Source organism: Prevotella sp. P5-126 (assembly GCF_002251185.1).
GTDB lineage: Bacteria > Bacteroidota > Bacteroidia > Bacteroidales > Bacteroidaceae > Prevotella.
Window position 1 is genome coordinate 84,494 of record NZ_NPIZ01000050.1, and the last position, 17,724, is coordinate 102,217.

The window sequence follows — 17,724 nt, forward strand, 5'->3', positions numbered from 1 at the left end:
TATTTTTGCAATGTATTACTATTACAACCAAGCAAATGTTGCACGAAAGAATCAAAACACGGGTAGTTGGTGTCGATATCAATGTAGATCAGACGACCTACGCAGTGATAGACATTCGTGGCCATATCATAGCCAGGGATAGTTTCTCTTCGGAAGATTACCCGAAAATCAATGACTATATCTTAAAGTTGTCAGAGAGCATCCTTGAGATTGTTGAAGCCAATGGCGGATACGAAAGCGTACGATCTATTGGTATTAGTGCACCCAGTGCCAATCAAGTGACTGGATGTATTGAAAATGCGCCCAACCTGCCTTGGAAAGGCGTGGTACCTTTGGCTGCTATGTTGCGCGATAGCTTGGGTATTGCGGTTGTTCTTGGCAACGATGCCTATTCTTTCGCCTTAGGTGAGCATGCCTTTGGTCCTGCCCACGGCATGAAGAACTTTATACTCGTCACCATCGGCAGTGGTACGGGAAGCCGCTTCTTCAGCAATGGAGAAGTCTATAATGGCAATCATGGATTTTCCGGTGAGGTCGGACATATTTGTGTCGAGCCTGGTGGACGTCTTTGTGGTTGCGGTAAACGTGGATGTTTGGAAACCTATACAGCGCAGAAAGGCTTCATACAAACAGCGCGGGAAGTTCTTGCAGAGAGCGAATTGCCCTCTACGCTACGCAGTGTAGATAAACTGACCGTTCGCGCCATTGCTGAAGAGGCTGTGGCTGGCGATGAACTGGCAAAAGAAGTATTGCATCGCACAGCCGAGTATCTGGGATTGGCGTTAGCCAACTATGCTTCTCTTGTCAATCCCGAAGCCATCATCCTGACGGGTGATGTGACAAAGGGCGACCAGATGTTGCTTGAAATGGTCAATGAGGTGTTTGAAGCACATGTGTTCCATAATATGAAGGGCAAAGTAAAACTCTTGCTCTCTCAGATTGACGAACAGGAGCTCAACCTTCTTGGTGCCAGTGTAATGGCATGGGATGTGAAAGAGTACTCACTATTCTTGTAGTAAGTTCCTCCCTCATGCTTCCCATTTTATGAATGACAGAAAACAATAAAAAAGTAGAAACATTGCATTATGGGTGTTACAAAAAAAAATAAAGTAGTGGGAGTTGTCGTCGGATACGATATGGCTACCTTAGCCATTGTCGGTGTGCGTGGCGACATTATTGCTCGCGACTCTTTCTATATATCGACCTACCACGATATCAACGATTTCGCTGGAATGCTCTGTGAGAAAATTACATCACTCATCGCAGCCAATGGTGGTATGGAGAGCATCCGTTCGGTAGGAATCAGTGTGCCCAGTGGCAACTATGTGACGGGATGTGTGGAAAATTCTCCGAATATGCCTTGGAAAGGACGCATCCCCTTGGCATCAATGTTGTGCGACCGCTTGGGCTTGGCAGTAGGTTTGGGTAATGATGCCCATGCCACTGCAGTAGGCGAGGCAGCTTATGGTGTAGCTCATGGTATGCGCAACTTCATCGTTGTCTTGTTGGGCAATGGCGGACTGGGCAGTTGTTTCTTCTGTAATGGTCGTGCCCATTTAGGTGTAGAAGGCTATGCCGGCGAATTTGGCCATACCTGTTGTAAAGTGGGTGGTCGCAAGTGCAATTGTGGTCAAGAGGGATGTCTGGAGGCTTATGTCTCGGCACGTGGCATGATACAGACTGCTCGTGAGATCCTTGATCAGCATCCAGAAATGGACAGTATGTTGCGCCGTATGCCTGAAATGACTATGAAGATCTTGAAGCAAGCCTGCGAAATGGAAGACAAGGTGGCATTGGAAACCGTGCGCTATACGAGTCGCATCTTGGGTATGAAACTTGCCAACTATGCTTCCATAGTCGATCCTGAAGCTGTTATCCTCACTGGCGAACTTGCCATGTTCGGTAAGTGGATGATGCCCGACCTTCGTGCTTGTTTTGAAGAGAATGTGTTCCACAATAGCCGTGACAAGATAGAATTGTTCTTCTCCGATTTCGATGAAGGGGAGCGAGACATCCTTGGAGCCAGTGCCTTGGCATGGACGGTGAAGGAATACTCGTTGTTTAAGTAAACTGTAGGAATGGATATAGAACATATCAAACAAATTATTTCAAGCAGTCCCAATCTCAGTACCGTCCTCGGCATGGAATTTATCTCCACTCCCGAGGACGATATCTGTATGGCACGTATGGCTGTTGATGAACGCACACGTCAGCCTTTTGGCTATCTTAGCGGTGGCGCTTCGTTGGCATTGGCAGAGAATGTGGCTGGTGTCGGTTCGTCGGCACTCTGTCCCGGATGTGCCTGTGTGGGCATTGAAGTCAGTGGCAGCCATGTCAAAGCTGTGACAGAAGGGGAGACGGTGACCGCCACTGCACGATTGCAACATCGTGGAAAGACCCTTCATGTGTGGAATGTAGAACTCCGTGATACGTCTGGTGATTTGATATCCACTGTGCGTGTCACCAATTATATCATACCATCCCATGAATGAAACAACAGCTTTTGCCATATATCGCTTGCCCCATCAACAGCAGTGTGTGCTGGTGGATCAGATTGGCGGACTGCCACGCGAGTTGCCATCGTGTGCCGAACTGTGTGGCTGCGAGGGATTTGTCATGGCTCCCTTTGCTCCTTCTGCAGATTGTCCTATATTGCTGTTGCGCCCGGACAGGGTATATACTTTTGCTTGTGCAGACCATGTGAAGGCATTGATTCCTGTAGATTCGGTAGAAAATATAGAATCGCAGATTGAACCGCAACCTTTTTCTCATGCCGACTATCAGGTAGATTTCGCCAATTTCCACGAACATCTTGTCAATGGCGAGTTTAGCAAACTCGTCCTTTCCCGCAGTGTTGACATCAAGCGTAAGCCAGGTCTTACGGCAATCAGTCTTTTTGCCGAAGCCTGTCGCCGTTATCCACGGGTGATGGTGGCATTGGTTTCCACTCCGCAGGCAGGTACATGGCTTACTGCCACTACCGAAATTCTGTTGTCGGGCAGTGGTCGCTTCTGGCAGACTATGGCTCTTGCCGGCACCATGCCCTACAGCGACAAGGTGCGGTGGAGCGATAAGAATATTCAAGAGCAACGGTATGTGGCTACTTATGTCACTGAGGTGTTGGAACACTATACTTCCGATTTCACCGAACATGGTCCTCGCACGGTGCGCGCTGCCCATTTGGCACATCTGCGCAGCGATTTCCATTTCACCTTGTCGAATACCGACAGGGTGGGAGAACTCATTCAGGCACTCCATCCCACACCGGCTGTATGTGGTCTGCCCAAGGATGAGGCTCGCCAGTTTATCCTTGCCAACGAGCATCACGACCGTCGTTATTATAGTGGTTTCATGGGACCGTTGTCACTTCACGATACGACCCATCTCTATGTCACCTTGCGCTGCATGCAACTCTTCAACAGTCATTGTCGCCTTTATGCCGGTGGTGGCATCTTGCCAGAAAGTAACGAACAGTTGGAATGGCAGGAGACCGAAGCGAAACTCGACACTATGCGTCGTCTTTTCCAGTAATCATTGCATATAAACACTAAATCTCTCGTGATGTATTATTCATCGAAAGAAAACGTCAATATCCTCACCGCTTTATTGGTTGCCCATGGCGTGCGCCATGCTGTGGTGTGTCCCGGCAGTCGCAATGCTCCTATAGTCCACAACCTTGAGGCCTGTCCTGATATCCAGTGTCATCCGCTTACCGATGAGCGCTCGGCAGGCTTTTGTGCGCTGGGCATTACTGATGCTACCAACCAACCCGTAGTGGTGTGTGTCACCAGTGGGTCGGCATTGCTCAATCTCGCCCCTGCAGTGGCAGAGGCTTACTATCGCCACCGCCCATTGGTCGTGGTTTCTGCTGACCGTCCTCCCCAGTGGATTGACCAACTCGATGGGCAGACCCTGCCGCAACCTGATGCGCTTGGACGCTTTGTGGCAAAGGCTGTCTCATTGCCAGAACCTGCTGATGATGAGACACGATGGTACTGCGAACGGTTGGTCAACGAGGCATTGTTGGAACATCGCGCGCCTGTACATATCAATATAGCCATCAGCGAACCGCTTTTCGATTTCTCTTGTCCCTCGCTCCCTGCTGTTCGTTGCATGGAACGCATCGAGGCTGAGATGCCCAACCATGTGTTGAGTCACATCGGCCGTATGTTCATGTTGTCCAAACGTCCTATGCTTATCAGCGGTCAACCCTTCAACCGTCGGTTGGATGAGATGGTGATGATGGTAGAACACGACGAGAGCTATGTGCCCGACCTCGTGGTCTATGTTGGCTTACCCATAGTGAGCAAACGGGTAAGGAAGTTTCTGCGACGTTCCAAAGAGTCGTGGCTGATCAACGAAACAGGTGAGGTCAGCGACCCCTTGATGAATCTCACTAAGGTCATTGTAGGTGATTCCGATATGGTGGTTGATCATTTACACTTCCTGATCGAACAAGACCCCCATCCGTTTGTGCAGCGTTGGCAGACTTTGGCGGCAAAGGTTGATGAGGCTGTGAGTACCTTTGATGCTCCTTTCTCGCAGCTGCTTGCTGTTCGTCAACTTGAAATGCGATTGTCGGCATTGCCCATGGTCTATCGCCATTATGCCAACTCTACCGCCATCCGACTGGCGAATAGTTTTGCTACGGGTGCATTATGGTGCAACAGGGGTGTCAATGGCATTGAAGGGTCACTGTCCACTGCTGTCGGTCAAGCCATGGCAGTCAGTCCGTGGCCTTTGTTCTGTGTCATCGGCGACCTCAGTTTCTTCTACGATCAGAATGCACTATGGAACAATCAGCTACCGTCCAATCTCCGCATTCTGCTGCTCAACAACGGTGGGGGAGGCATTTTCCGCCTTTTACCTGGATTGGAAAAGAGTCCTGCTCGCGACGCCTTGGTGTCGGCAGCCCATCATACAACTGCCGCAGGCATCTGCCAACAGTGTGGAGTGGGTTATCGCACCGCTGTTGATGCTGACTCGCTTACTGATGGGTTGCAGTGGTTAGTGTCTGCATCCGATCGTCCTTTGTTGCTTGAAGTCACCACCGACGCAGCTATTGACGAGCAAGTGATGCGCAGTTACTATCAGACTATTCTCAGATATCCTATAGATTGATTCCATCAATCGGTCATTAGCGATTATCGCTTTTGGAGTATAGCAATCGGGCAGGAAGAAAACATCTTGGTGTTTCTTCCTGCCCGATATTCATGATTTCAAAATCGGCAGTTTGTCCGATATGAGTTTATTGCTTGTGCTGTGAAGCATAGCGCAGCATGTTGAGCAACAGCTGTCGTCCTACAGCATCGGCTTTGTTCATGCCCTGAGTGTTGAAGGTATTCATCGACTCGTTCATACCGTCGAGATCCACCTTCTTCGTATAGGCTTCCGTTCCTTTCAGACAAGCAGGGATGTCGAGTGTGGTAATGAGTATTCTGCCACGTCCTGCAGGAATCTCGGAGAGTGCCGAATACACCTCTTTGCGATGGTCAGACACACAACCGACCAATACTTCACCGCTCATGTCGCGCAAACCGATGCGGCGACGATTGTAGGCTGCAAAACACTGATACTCCCAGTTGAACACACAGTCGGTGGGCAATCCTTCAAAGATGGGGTGTGACCGACAGAAGAAGTTGCCACCATACCATGATCGTCCCAAGGCTTTCTCTCCTCTATAGTCCATCACCTCTTTATCACAAAGCAGATCTGCCCAGCGCACGGGATTATCTACAATGACGAGAGTGTGGCCCGAATAAACCCACTCCAGAATATCGCTGTATCCACTTCCAAACTGTGTGGGTTCAAAGGCTCCTACTATCATCAGGTCTGCCTGTGGTCTGCCACGATGGTAATTCACCGTCTTCACGCCTTGTGCATCAAGGTAGGCAGCCAGTACACCAGTGGTATCAGCCACGGCACATACACCGTCAATACCTGTTGCATTCATAGCCACGGCATAGATCTTATCATCACCGGTAGCCGCGGTGCGTCCGTGTTGTTGCAGTTGGGCTTCGATGCTGACATAACCGGCACAGGGAATGCGCACCTTCCAACCAGTCATCAGATTCTCGCCATAGACCACTCCGCCACTCACTTTGACGCGCTTTTTCATCCGTGCCAATACTTTGCCTTGCGCGTCGCGTGCGGTGAGTTGAAGCATGGCTGGTCCGTGGATATCCTTTCTGTTGACGATATACACATCGGTAGTCGTCGTATCGCCAACGGCAAGCACCTTATGGGTGAGTTTCACTGAGAGATAAAGTGGGCGGTTGTAACGGGCTATCAGCTGTGCATCACCTTTGAGGTTGCGGTAGTTATCTACCACACCCGAATGGTTCTCCAGTTTCATCGACTCCCATCCGTTGATGGCATAGGCATCTACTGTGTTGCTGATGTGAACATTCTCCATCACACGGCCTTGGTAATAATATGCCACATTACCCATCTGTCGAGTCAGACTGTCAACACAGGGGAATGCTTTGCTGAAGCCACGGGTGCGGAGGAAGTTGTCGTAGGCATCATACCATGCTAAATAGTCGGCAGCCTCCCAGTTGTTAGTGCGTCCCGAACGGAGAATCTCGTCGCGGATGAGTTGCAGACGTGGCGGTGTGCCGATGGCTCCTTCTTCTCCCCAATATACTATTTCGCCTTTATTATCAGAGAAACGCAGGTAGTCGTTCTTGCCTTTATAGATATAGTCATGATAGACACCGGGTCCGCCAGCATGGTGGTTGTCCCACCAACCAATGTTGTGGAAGGTGGTATCGCCGGGCATCAGGTGCAGTTTAAAATGGTCGTCGGGTAATCCCTCCGGATTCTTTCCGTTGCACGAATTATAGGTGAGGATGCGCGATGGGTCGAGGCGATGTGCCATTTGCATCTGTCGGCGGTCTTCTGCCTGTGGTGAAGCACCACGCTCGTTGTGCAGATTATAGATGATGAGTGATGGATGTGATCGGTCGCGACGTATCATACGTGCCAGTTTCTCATTGCGGTAGTTGAAATAAAACTGGGTGTAGGCTGTACCGTCATCAAACTTGTTGGCGGGATATTGGTTGCCGCCGGGTTCTTCGAAATAGAGCAGACCGAGTTCGTCGGCTGCGTTGAGCACATCGGTATTGCCGATGGTGCGGTGGAAGTTAAGCATATTCATGCCCAGTTGTTTGGCGTCTCGCACCTGTTTGTAGGCGAGCTCGCGAGAAGGAGTAATACCGTTGTCGGGCCAGAAACTCCATGAGATGGCGGTGATGAGGGTGATGCGCTTGCCGTTGAGGTAGAACTGTCGGTCACCTTTTACGTCGCGCACTTCAAACCATCGGAATCCGAAACGTTGTGTCAACTCATCGTTGCCCAGTTTGGCGGTAAGTTCGTAGAGGTTGGGTTCTTCCACACTCCATAGTTTGGCTTGAGGTAAAGAGAGGGTCAGGGTTTTCTCGCTACCATCCATCTGTTCCTGACGACTCCATACTACCTTGTTGCTTCCGCGTTCTCTCAGTTCGAGTTTCAGTGGTGTGGCTTGTTTCACGCCTTCTGCTGCTATGTGTACTTTGACGGTAGAGGCGGCTGGGGTGTTCTCCACAAACATATCGCGGATAAACGTATTGTCGGTTGCCACGAGGTGAACACGTCCTGTGATTCCTCCAAAACCATGTGAGGGATTGGTGAGGTAGGCTCCCCACGCATAACACTGCGAGTCTTTCCAGTTGAAATTGCCGTTGGGGTCGGTGATGCGAACTGCTACCTCATTCTTGTGTCCCACTTTGGCGTATGGGGTGATATCCACTTCAAAGGGAGTGCTGTTGACCAAATCGTAGCCCACCAATTGGCGGTTGACGAAGATCTCGGCACGGAAGCGCACGGCATCAAACTGCAGAGCGATGCGCTTGCCTTGCCAGTTGGCAGGCACATCAACCTGCGTGCGAAACCATGACACGCCGACATAATTGCCGGTCACACCATAGGTCTGACCATTCCATCCCCACATCTCACCTTCCACAGTGGCAGGAAGATGCACACCAGTCTTCTGTGGGTGGTCGAGCAACTGCCATCCGCCTGTGGGCAGATTGACTGGCAGCGATGCCATGGTGACGGGCGGTGTGAAGAGTTTGTCGTTTGCCCACTGTGCTTGAGGATCGAGGGTGATGTCCCACGCTAATGGCGACAGGTCGATCTTGTCGCGTGCCGCACTCTGTAAAGCAACAGCAGAGAGAGCCATTAGTAACAATCTTTTGATTTGCATAATTGTTGTTTTTTAGATTAGTTAATATGTGATGTTTGGTAGGGTAGTGTGTAGTAGTTGTCGGTGATTGCTGGGCTGTCAGACCGTAGCAGGACTCTTATGTCTTTCGGTCTGCCATATACATTCCCGTCAGAATACAGACGGCACCTATCAGAAAATAGATGGTAATCTTCTCGCCCAATACCCATGAGGCAAAGATCATCGTGGTGATGGGATTGAAATATACCCAGTTGGTGGCTTTCACCGCACCGAGTTTGGAGATACACCAGTTCCATGTCAGGAAACAAATCATCGATGCCAGACAGCCTAAAAACAATAGGTTGCCCACAACCACGGGTTGGGTCAGCACTGCCATGGAAGGCACGCCCGGCACCAATATATAATAAGGTATGATGGTCAGCACACCATAGAAGAATACCTTCCGCGTGATGAAAGCAGCACTATACTTGTCGGTCATTGTCTTCATCAACAGCGAGTAGAATGCCCAACAGATGCAGGCTGTAAATGCCAGGGCGTCGCCCACGGGAGAAAGGTGGAGCACAAATCTGCCGTTGAGCACTACGATGGTCATACCCATAAATGCCAATAGTGAACCTGTCAACTGCATGATATGGATGCGCGAAGAGCGATAGACCAACCGCACCAGTAGTGTGGCAAACAGTGGACAGGAGCATACGATGAGTGAAGTATTGGTGGCTGTGGTGTAGTTCATGGCTTCGTTCTCACTCAGGAAATAGAGTGAACCTCCGGTGATGCCCAACAATACCATCAGACCTTCGTCGCGCCATGAGTCAGCAAAGAGTCGTCGATGGTTGAAACAGAACATCAGCACATATGCCATGGCGAAACGCAGCGTGAATATCTGTGCTGGCGAAAGACCATTAATCATCAACACCTTGGTAGATACAAAGGTGGTGCCCCATATTGCTACAGTTAGGAATGCAACAAGATGGTAGAAGATGTTATTGTTTGTCTTTGGCATCTGAATCTTTGGTGTTATCACGAATCAATACAGTCTTTGTTGTGTGGCTATCGCTACACGCGTGCAAAGATAGTGCAAACCGAGTGAAATGCCAAAGAAAAACTGTGTTTTTAAACATAGAGACTTTGATGTTGTACAGGAAAAAATCGTCAACATTCAAATGTTCTATACTCTGAAAAAGAGTTTCGTTTCTGTTAGTATCTTTATTTTTATAAAAGCATCAAAAGCCTCTACAAAATTTTTATGATCTCCCATAAGCCTAAAGTTTGTATTGTGAAAGTCAATATTAATCTGTCGAAGACAAATCAAGCAAGAAATCATAGATGCTGATAATCTGAATTCCATCATCATCGCTCCATGATTTTGTATGCTCACCAACGATAAGGAGTTTACGGAAAGAATCACCCACTAAGCGCAAGGAACGTTTCTCCTGCTCCATATTGTCGGCATCAGGCATTCTCCAAGCCGATTGTATGTAAATGCGCTGGCTACCTTTATTGCAGACGAAATCAACTTCAAGTGTGACACGGATATTTTGTCCCTTATCGTTTCTTACCCTTTGAGCAACGTTGCCAACATCAACGAGCCAACCACGCATACGCATTTCATTATAGATGACATTCTCCATGATGTGGGTAGGATCTGTTTGTCGGAAAGAAATGATAGAGTTGCGCAAACCGATATCTTGATAATAGTATTTTGATAGCGAGCCGATGTACTTGCGTCCTTTAATGTCATATCGCTCAGACTTCTCAATAAGAAAAGCATTTTGCATATATTCAAGATATACGGAAACCGTCTTGTCCGTGATATTCTGAACGTTGCTTACAGACTTGAAAGTGTTGGCAATATTAAGTGCATTGACAGGTGCGCCTATGCTTGAAGCCACAGTCTTTGAAAGCTCTTCAAATTCAGGTTTTAAGGTAATGTCATTACGCTCATATATGTCACGGAGATATACGGTACGGTATAGCCTACGCAAGAAATCGGATTTCTTATCATCGCCAATTTGAGTTAAGAGTTGTGGAAGTCCACCAAACATAATGTATTCAGACCACGCATCTTCCTTTGAATCAGGAAAAACAGACATAAATTCCTTGAATGACAAAGGCCAAACATGGATTTCATCACCACGCCCACGGAACTCTGTCACCACATCAGATGAAAGGAAGCGTGAATTAGAGCCTGTAACATAAACATCAGTGCCTTCAGTTACCGAGAGAGTGGAAAGAACCTCAACAAAGTCATTCACTTCCTGTACCTCGTCAATAATGATGTAGTATGTATCATCGTCTTTCATTTCCTTTTCTACCCAATCAAGTAAATAGTCAGGGTCTTTGAATGGCTTGTTCTTTCGACTTTCCATATCAATAATTATGATATGGTCTTCCTTAATACCATCATCCAACAGGTGCTGTCGGAAAAGCTTCTTTAGCAAGAAAGACTTTCCCGAACGTCTTAATCCTGTTATAATTTTAATCAATCCGTTGCCTTTAGAACGAATCAGTTGGTCGATATAAGTGCTTCTGTTAACTATCATACATTCCGAAAAAGTGGTACATGTTCCACTTTTTCGGAACAAAGGTAATACTATTCTTTTAAAAATAAGACAGTTTCTTTAGGAATTTGACAATTTTAGCCAAATTCGCTACTCTACATATACACCTCCATGCCATTCACCTCAAATATACACACATCTCGAAGCTGCCGGATTTCATTTGAGTCCAGCAGTTTCATTCGTCTTGTGCCTTTATAGAAGTCATATTTGAGGGAGATGCAACGGTGCCAGGACTGGATCTCACCGCTGCGAGTCCATAGACGGATGTCGATGGGTTCGGGACTGGATAGGATTTTGCGGAGGGTGGTGATGTGGATTGATTGCATAGTGATTGGTGTTAGTCGAAGGTGCGGTGGAATGGATCATCGAAGATGTTCTTACCGTAGTCAATGGTGATTGGGAGATGATGACTGCTATATTTGTACTTGAACTTGATACTGTTCGTGGCGTTGTCCAGTGCGTAAATTTTCACGGATTTTACTTTTGTCCTTACAGGACGTTTGAAAAAATAACCATACATACCCAGGGTGTTACCCTGGGCTAAGAAGATGTTGCCCCATTCGGGGCGTTAGTAACCAAACAAGCAGTGGTGGGCTGGAAATAACAAAACAAGCAAAGGCGGGCTGAAAGCCCAATGGTTTTCTTAGCCCAGGGTAACACCCTGGGGACATTGTGCAATGTACCCGAGTACGTCCTGTAAGGACAAAAGTAACAATCATCGGATTGTTTTCGTTAAGCCATGAGCAGAATCGAACTTTCCGATTAAGTGAACGAAAAATCAAGCTCGCTTTAAGTTTTCCGAACGTGGGGAAAGTCAACGAAGTTAAGCTCGCTTTGATTATGCCGTGGCGAGAAAACAAAGGCATATGCCAATTTAGACGGAATTTAAACGGATTGTTTTTGGTGGTTGCCTGTCGGCAAGAAATTTTTGGAGGAAATCTTTGAGAAAAAACTTTGGCCTATGGCCAGAAATTAATATTTAATTTTAATCATATCTCAATAAAATATTTCTTGCGCTCGCGCAACATCTTTAAAAAGATTTCCCCCAAAGATTTCTAGCCTTCAGGCTACTAAAAAAATCCGTATTCTCCCGTGTGTTCCGTGGATAATAATCTTTCCGTGTGCGACAAAAAAGGGAGGATGAGTTTGAGATAGTACCGCCTTAACTATATAAAAATTGGTAGTTAGGGCGGCGCTATCGCTTATAAGTCCGCCCTAACTATGTTAAAAAAGGTAGTTAGGGCGGTGCTATCCTTGCGTGTCTCAGTTTTTTTGTTTATCTTTGCACCAATAAGATACGGTATAAATGAAATAAAATCAGAACGTTATGAATACAAACGGGATAATAGGACGTGAGTATGAGCAAAAACTCATACTGGAGCGTTGTAAAAGCAGCAAGGCAGAACTGATAGCAATCTATGGTCGTAGGCGTGTAGGAAAGACTTTTTTGGTTCGAAAAATGTTCAATGACCAGTTTGCTTTTTCGTTTATAGGAATGTATGAAGTGAGCCGTGCTGTACAGTTGGAGCAGTTTCGCATGGCATTGGAACATTATACTAAACAGACTGTGCCGAGACTGAAAACTTGGTTTGAGGCATTTGCTGCTTTACGAGAATATCTGTCGGGGGTGTCTCAACAAGAACCGTTAGTTCTGTTCTTTGATGAATTGCCTTGGATGGATACACCCAAAAGTAATTTCATCGCAGCTTTCAGCTATTTTTGGAATTCATGGGCTTCAATGGTTCCTAATATGAAACTTATCGTCTGTGGTTCTTCGACTACGTGGATGTTGTCCAAGTTTATAGGCGATAAGGGCGGACTGTATGGTCGTGTAACTCGTCAGATTTATCTGGCTCCGTTCTCTCTGGGTGAGACCGAGCAGTTCTTAAACGACTTGAAAGGTTTGTCTCTTACCCGTCAGCAGGTGTTGGATGTCTATATGATATTGGGAGGTATTCCTTATTATCTTGACATGCTGGAGCATGGTGTACCATTAGACGTGTGCATTGATAGATTATTTTTCTCGCAGGATTCACCATTACGTGGAGAGTTTGATTTTCTCTTCCGATCCCTATTTCATGACTCCATGCATTATCGTAAGATAGTAGAAGTGCTTTCAGAAAAAATGAAGGGGATGACTCGTAAGGAATTGATGGCTGAATTGAAACTGAAAGGTGGTGGACAGCTATCTGAAATCCTGGAGAATCTGAAGAAATGTGACTTTATCAGAAAATATTCTACCATAGGAAAGAGTGAAAGGGATGCCATTTATCAGTTAACTGATTTATACTCATTGTTCTATACCCGTTTTGTGGCAAATAACAGTGGACAGGATCAGAATTTTTGGAGTAACATGAGCAATTCGGGAAGTCGCACAGCCTGGAGTGGCTATGCTTTTGAACAGGTGTGCCTGCATCATATCCCACAAATCAAAAAAACATTGGGCATTTCCGGTGTTTTGGCGAATGTTTATTCCTGGTCTTGTCGTCCTTTTGTGGATTCTACTGGTGCTGAGTGGCGAGGCGGGCAGATTGATATGTTGATTGATCGTGCCGACGACACGATCAATATTTGTGAGATGAAATATGCCAAAGATGAGTTTGTGATAGATGCCAGCTATGAGCAGCGACTGCGTGACAGAATGTCTTCATTCTCTGTGGCAACCAAGACGAAGAAAGCCTTGTTGCATACTTTCATCACGACTTATGGTGTGAAGCAGAATATGTACAGCGGATTGGTGAATAGTGAAGTGACGATGAATGATCTCTTTTGATAACACCTTAGTCAAACGTTGGACAATACTCTTGCCACCGTTTTCGTTAAGCCAGATGAGCAGAATCGAACATTTCTGTGATTTCTGTGATTTCCGTGTGACCTTTTTGGGGTTGCCTGTCGGCAAGAAATCTTGGAGGACATACCCAAGCAATGCTTACCTTTGAAGTCATCGCTTTCGCATGCCACTGTCAAAAAGACCATCGCAAGCAATGCTGTCGACAGTCATTTGACAGTGGGGTTGTGCTTGTTCATTCTCATGTTCTTCAGTTTCGTGATGTTTTTGTAAGTTTATATATATTGATATGGTTGGTTTCATTCTTCGTCCTTCGTTTTATGGTTGTGTCAGCGCGGTATAGTTATTAGGTGTGGAGAATTTTACTCTCGTTTGCAAAGTTACGAAACATAATTCGAAGATTTTAGAAAAATTTTAGTTTTCACTTTCTTTTGCCGTTGACTAAACACTTTTTAACTTTCTTTTAACGGCCACTTGTTGCGTTTTAAGGCTGTTGTTTCTTGCTTTTAACGTGCATTTTTGGCCTTTTCTTGCTTTTAACGTGTAGTTTGGGGGTGCTTCTGCATGGATATGTTATGATCATCACTATTTCATTGTCGCATGCGAATCTCACGGATTTTGTTTTCGTTGGTGCTCCGAAAAAGGATATTAGAGGTGGACACCCTTCACAAAATCGGTGTTGATATCTTGGATATTGCGCTTGGCTTTACAGTAGGCAGAGTCTGAGATGAAGCCCGATTCGTATGCCACTTCCACTTGAGTGGAAGCAGGATTGGCATTGGCATAAAGGCGAGCATATTCCAAACGGAACATGTTGACGAGACGGTAGTAACCCACTTCGGCAATAAAACGACTGGCACCTGAACGCAGGCCCTTATCCACTCCAGAGAGAATTTGAGTCTTGAGCAGATGTTTGTCGCGATAGTTTTGCAAGATAACCTGCAACACAGCCTCTTTAGCCTCTTTACTATAGCGTGCTCGCAGTTTGGCAACCTTAGGAGCGGTAGTTGCTGTTGTGACTTGCTGTGTCTCTGCCTCAGCGACGGGTTCCTCCTCAGGATTGTCCGCAACAATATCTTCTATGGTGATCGTATCTGGCTGGACATTCTCCGAGAGCGGATCGTCAGACTCTGTTTCTGCCAACGGTTCTGTTTCGGTAGGCATTTGATCCTGTGGTTGCTGTTTCTCGGTTGTTGCAGACTCAGTCACGGACACTGTTTCTGCATCGTCCAGAATCACTTCCTGCTGTTCTGTCTCTGTCGTAGCCTCCGTGTCGTTCTCGGTGTCGTCAGTTGTTTCAGCAGGCGTGTCGGTCTGCGCCATCGACAGCCTTTGGTCGTCATTCTGTGTAGTGTTTTTGTTATCATTGACGGATTTTGACCGTTGTGGATGGAGAATGAGACAGAGGAATATAACCATCCAAACGGAAAAGACGATATGGATGATAGCCATGAGCAGGCGACTGCCTATGACCAAGGGGAACCAGGCAATGCCTATCCATACCACCGGCATCCAAATGACTTTTTCGGCAAAGCGCAGTGGAAAGTCGTCCTCGGTGGCATAGTTCTGAATGTGGTAGTTGTCGATGAGTTGTGTGATGCGGTGGATAACACCCAGAAGTCGTGCGGTGAGTAATACGCTGAATCCCACCATCACCCATAGAAACCAATGGTAATGCTGTTCCAACCAGTTGCCGCTACCTGCAAGGATGGTTACTGCCATGACGGTGAGTAATGAGATAGGAATGGTGAAGACGGTCACGTTGAAGAGTCCGGCCAATGGTTTCCGATGGAAGTAGCGCTGAAATAGCATAGAGAAGCAGCACGGGTAGAAGATGATGCAGAAGATGCGCACATACTGCCAGGCAGCCTCACTCATAGGGCAGAGGAAGTAGGGCAGTTGCAGTATCACGGCTGCACAGAAGAATGTGACCTGTCGGCGTGCGGGATAGTAATAGTCAGCCTCTTGGTCGTAGGGCCGACACATGTGGAACCAACGCACTACGGCACAGATGATGCCCGTGACGATGAAGATGAGACAGACATCTGAATAGAATATAGGTAATGTTAAATTGTAGTGCATGGCGGTATGGTCTTTTTAGGGTGATGTTAATACTTGAAACTTGATCCTCCTACAAACTCGCGCATGATAGAGGTGGGCGGAATCTCACGGTCGGAAATGGGGATGAAATAATGCAGGAATTTCAAGAGGCGGTGTGCCTCGGCATATTCCGGACAGTTGCGAGGCACAGCCGCAAGAATCAGTTCGGCGTGAGGACGGAGCACGGCAAACTCGATATTGAGTGCCGAGTTGAACATCACGTCTGCTGTTTCCTGGAATGGCGCAATCCATTGATCTTCTGCTTCACAGACATTGCGCCATTGGCTGATGGTCTCCTGTGCCGTATAGGCACCTTTATTATAATCGCGGATGATGCGTCGCAGCAGTCGGTTGTCCTGTGTGGGAATCCAGTTGTGCGCATCGAGGGAAATGCTGGTGAGCGCAGAGATGTAGATGCGGAATTTCAGCGAGTCGTCAACACCCTGTGTGAGTCTGGGGTTGAGGGCATGAATACCTTCGATGATGAGCACGCTGTCATCGGTCAGGCATAGCTTCTTACCATTGTATTCACGTCGTCCGGTGACGAAATTGTATTCAGGCACTTCCACCGTTTCACCTTTCATGAGGCGTTGCAGATGATCGCTCAGCAGTTGGCAATCGACGGTTTCTACGTTGTCGAAGTCGTATTGTCCGTTGGGCAGCAGTGGTGTATCGACGCGGTTGACGAAATAGTCGTCGGTAGAGAAGGAGAGCGGGCGCAGTCCACAAGCCAGCAGTTGGATGGACAGTCGTTTGCAGAAAGTGCTTTTTCCCGAACTTGACGGACCGGTGATGAGCACCAGTCGCAGCGGTTTTTCCTTCCGATGGAAGCGGGTTTCTATCTCTTCTGCAATCTTTACGATTTTCTTTTCCTGTAATGCCTCGCTGACCTGTATGAGTTCGGAAGCGTGACCATTGATGACGGCTTGGTTGACATCGCCCGCCGTAGAGAGTCGCATGATGACGTCCCAATGCACTTTCTCGGCAAACACTTCGAAGGTGCGAGGCATTTCGATGCGTTCTGCCAACTGCAACGGATTGTTTTTATCAGGTACGCGCAGCAACAGTCCATCGTGGCAGCGTTCCAGTCCCCATACCTTGAGGTAACCAGCCGATGGCAGTAACGGACCGTAATAATAATCAACAGTATCGCCGAGCGTATAGTAGTCGCTATAGATCTGACCGCAGGTTTCGAGCAGTTGCACTTTATCAGAGAAGTGTCGATCCTTAAACACCCGAAGTGCCTCGTCGGTAGTGGCTTCGGTGCGTCGGAACGGCATGTCGAGGTCGATAATCTCTTGCATGCGTTGCTGTAAAGCCTTGACATCATCGTCGGTGAGCGGTTGTCCGTTTTTCTTCTTGAAATTACAATAGAATCCTCCCGACAGCGGATGTTCTATAAAGAGCCGGCTGGCAGGGAAGAGGTCTGCCGTGGCTTTGTAGAGCACAAAGCACAGCGACCGCACATAGACGCGTCGCCCAGAGCCTTCGCGGGCATCGAGAAACTCCACGTCGCGGTTTTGAAAGAGTCTGAATTTCAGTCCCTGCGAGGTATTGTTGACCTTTGCAGAGACCACTGGGAACGGCATTTTTAGTTCTTCGGCGTAGTCTTGATAGACTTCCAATAGTGAGGTTCCTTCTGGGAAACTCTTGGTTATATTATTATTCTTGCAACGTATCTGTAGCATGATTCTTAGTTTTCTTGGAGACAAAGGTAATACAAAATCATCAAATTGCCATGCAAGATTTGAATTATTTCGTTTTTTTATGCTGCACACATACTCCTTACATCATTCTTTCGGTATAATTTTTATTACATTTTAACAACTTACAGTTTTACAGTTTTACAGTTTTACAGTTTTGAAAAAGCTGAAAATTCTACCAATTAAGAGATTTTAACAATTATAAAATTAACAACAAATATAAATTATATATAAATATATATATATATATTATATAAAAAATCGGCTCGAAAGTCAGAAACCGTTTATAAAAACTGTAAAACTGTAAAACTGTAAAACGCAGTTGGCGCTCTAACACTATGGTTCATT

General features: G+C 46.9%; 13 protein-coding genes. 6 read left to right on the top strand and 7 right to left on the bottom strand.

Features of this window, described 5'->3' with window-relative positions:
• Positions 1–35: 35 nt before the first annotated feature.
• The 5 genes from CIK90_RS04770 to menD all read left to right on the top strand — a co-directional run bounded on the left by CIK90_RS04770 (position 36) and on the right by menD (position 5,121).
• Positions 36–1,016 (top strand): ROK family protein, encoded by a 981-nt coding sequence (locus CIK90_RS04770; RefSeq protein WP_094391098.1) that lies wholly within the window; start codon positions 36–38, stop codon positions 1,014–1,016.
• 69 nt (positions 1,017–1,085) lie between these two features.
• A complete protein-coding gene (locus tag CIK90_RS04775) occupies positions 1,086–2,069 on the top strand; it encodes an ROK family protein (protein WP_094440306.1) in 984 nt (327 codons plus the stop codon).
• Between the two features lie 9 nt (positions 2,070–2,078).
• Positions 2,079–2,492, top strand: coding sequence for a PaaI family thioesterase (locus CIK90_RS04780; RefSeq protein ID WP_094391100.1), 414 nt, complete (start codon positions 2,079–2,081; stop codon positions 2,490–2,492).
• The gene (locus tag CIK90_RS04785) at positions 2,485–3,531 is read left to right on the top strand and encodes an isochorismate synthase (RefSeq protein WP_094464479.1); all 1,047 of its coding nucleotides are present in this window, start codon (positions 2,485–2,487) and stop codon (positions 3,529–3,531) included. The genes CIK90_RS04780 and CIK90_RS04785 overlap by 8 nt, the downstream gene beginning before the upstream one ends.
• 30 nt (positions 3,532–3,561) lie before the next feature.
• Positions 3,562–5,121: a 2-succinyl-5-enolpyruvyl-6-hydroxy-3-cyclohexene-1-carboxylate synthase gene (gene menD, locus CIK90_RS04790; RefSeq protein ID WP_094464480.1), complete on the top strand. Its 1,560-nt coding sequence runs from the start codon at positions 3,562–3,564 to the stop codon at positions 5,119–5,121.
• A 127-nt stretch (positions 5,122–5,248) separates the two neighbouring features.
• Here menD and CIK90_RS04795 read toward each other — a convergent pair whose 3' ends face one another.
• From CIK90_RS04795 to CIK90_RS14525, 5 genes are all read right to left on the bottom strand, one after another.
• Positions 5,249–8,245, bottom strand: coding sequence for a glycoside hydrolase family 2 protein (locus tag CIK90_RS04795; protein ID WP_094464481.1), 2,997 nt, complete (start codon positions 8,243–8,245; stop codon positions 5,249–5,251).
• Positions 8,246–8,342: 97 nt separating this feature from the next.
• A complete protein-coding gene (locus CIK90_RS04800; RefSeq protein ID WP_094440310.1) occupies positions 8,343–9,227 on the bottom strand; it encodes a DMT family transporter in 885 nt (294 codons plus the stop codon).
• A gap of 286 nt (positions 9,228–9,513) precedes the next feature.
• The gene (locus CIK90_RS04805) at positions 9,514–10,767 is read right to left on the bottom strand and encodes an ATP-binding protein (protein WP_094464482.1); all 1,254 of its coding nucleotides are present in this window, start codon (positions 10,765–10,767) and stop codon (positions 9,514–9,516) included.
• Positions 10,768–10,880: 113 nt separating this feature from the next.
• Positions 10,881–11,111 (bottom strand): hypothetical protein, encoded by a 231-nt coding sequence (locus CIK90_RS04810; protein WP_094391105.1) that lies wholly within the window; start codon positions 11,109–11,111, stop codon positions 10,881–10,883.
• Positions 11,112–11,122: 11 nt separating this feature from the next.
• Entirely contained in the window at positions 11,123–11,257 is a 135-nt protein-coding gene (locus tag CIK90_RS14525; RefSeq protein ID WP_256387350.1) for a hypothetical protein, read from the bottom strand.
• Positions 11,258–12,112: 855 nt separating this feature from the next.
• Between CIK90_RS14525 and CIK90_RS04820 the strand changes: the two genes are divergently transcribed.
• The gene (locus CIK90_RS04820) at positions 12,113–13,558 is read left to right on the top strand and encodes an ATP-binding protein (protein ID WP_094464483.1); all 1,446 of its coding nucleotides are present in this window, start codon (positions 12,113–12,115) and stop codon (positions 13,556–13,558) included.
• Positions 13,559–14,221: 663 nt separating this feature from the next.
• On the opposite strand, the gene CIK90_RS04825 is transcribed toward CIK90_RS04820, so the two are convergent.
• Together CIK90_RS04825 and CIK90_RS04830 are read right to left on the bottom strand one after the other, a co-directional pair.
• Positions 14,222–15,655 (bottom strand): hypothetical protein, encoded by a 1,434-nt coding sequence (locus CIK90_RS04825; protein ID WP_094464484.1) that lies wholly within the window; start codon positions 15,653–15,655, stop codon positions 14,222–14,224.
• Positions 15,656–15,681: 26 nt separating this feature from the next.
• Positions 15,682–17,361 (bottom strand): nucleoside kinase, encoded by a 1,680-nt coding sequence (locus CIK90_RS04830; RefSeq protein WP_094464485.1) that lies wholly within the window; start codon positions 17,359–17,361, stop codon positions 15,682–15,684.
• Positions 17,362–17,724: the final 363 nt, after the last annotated feature.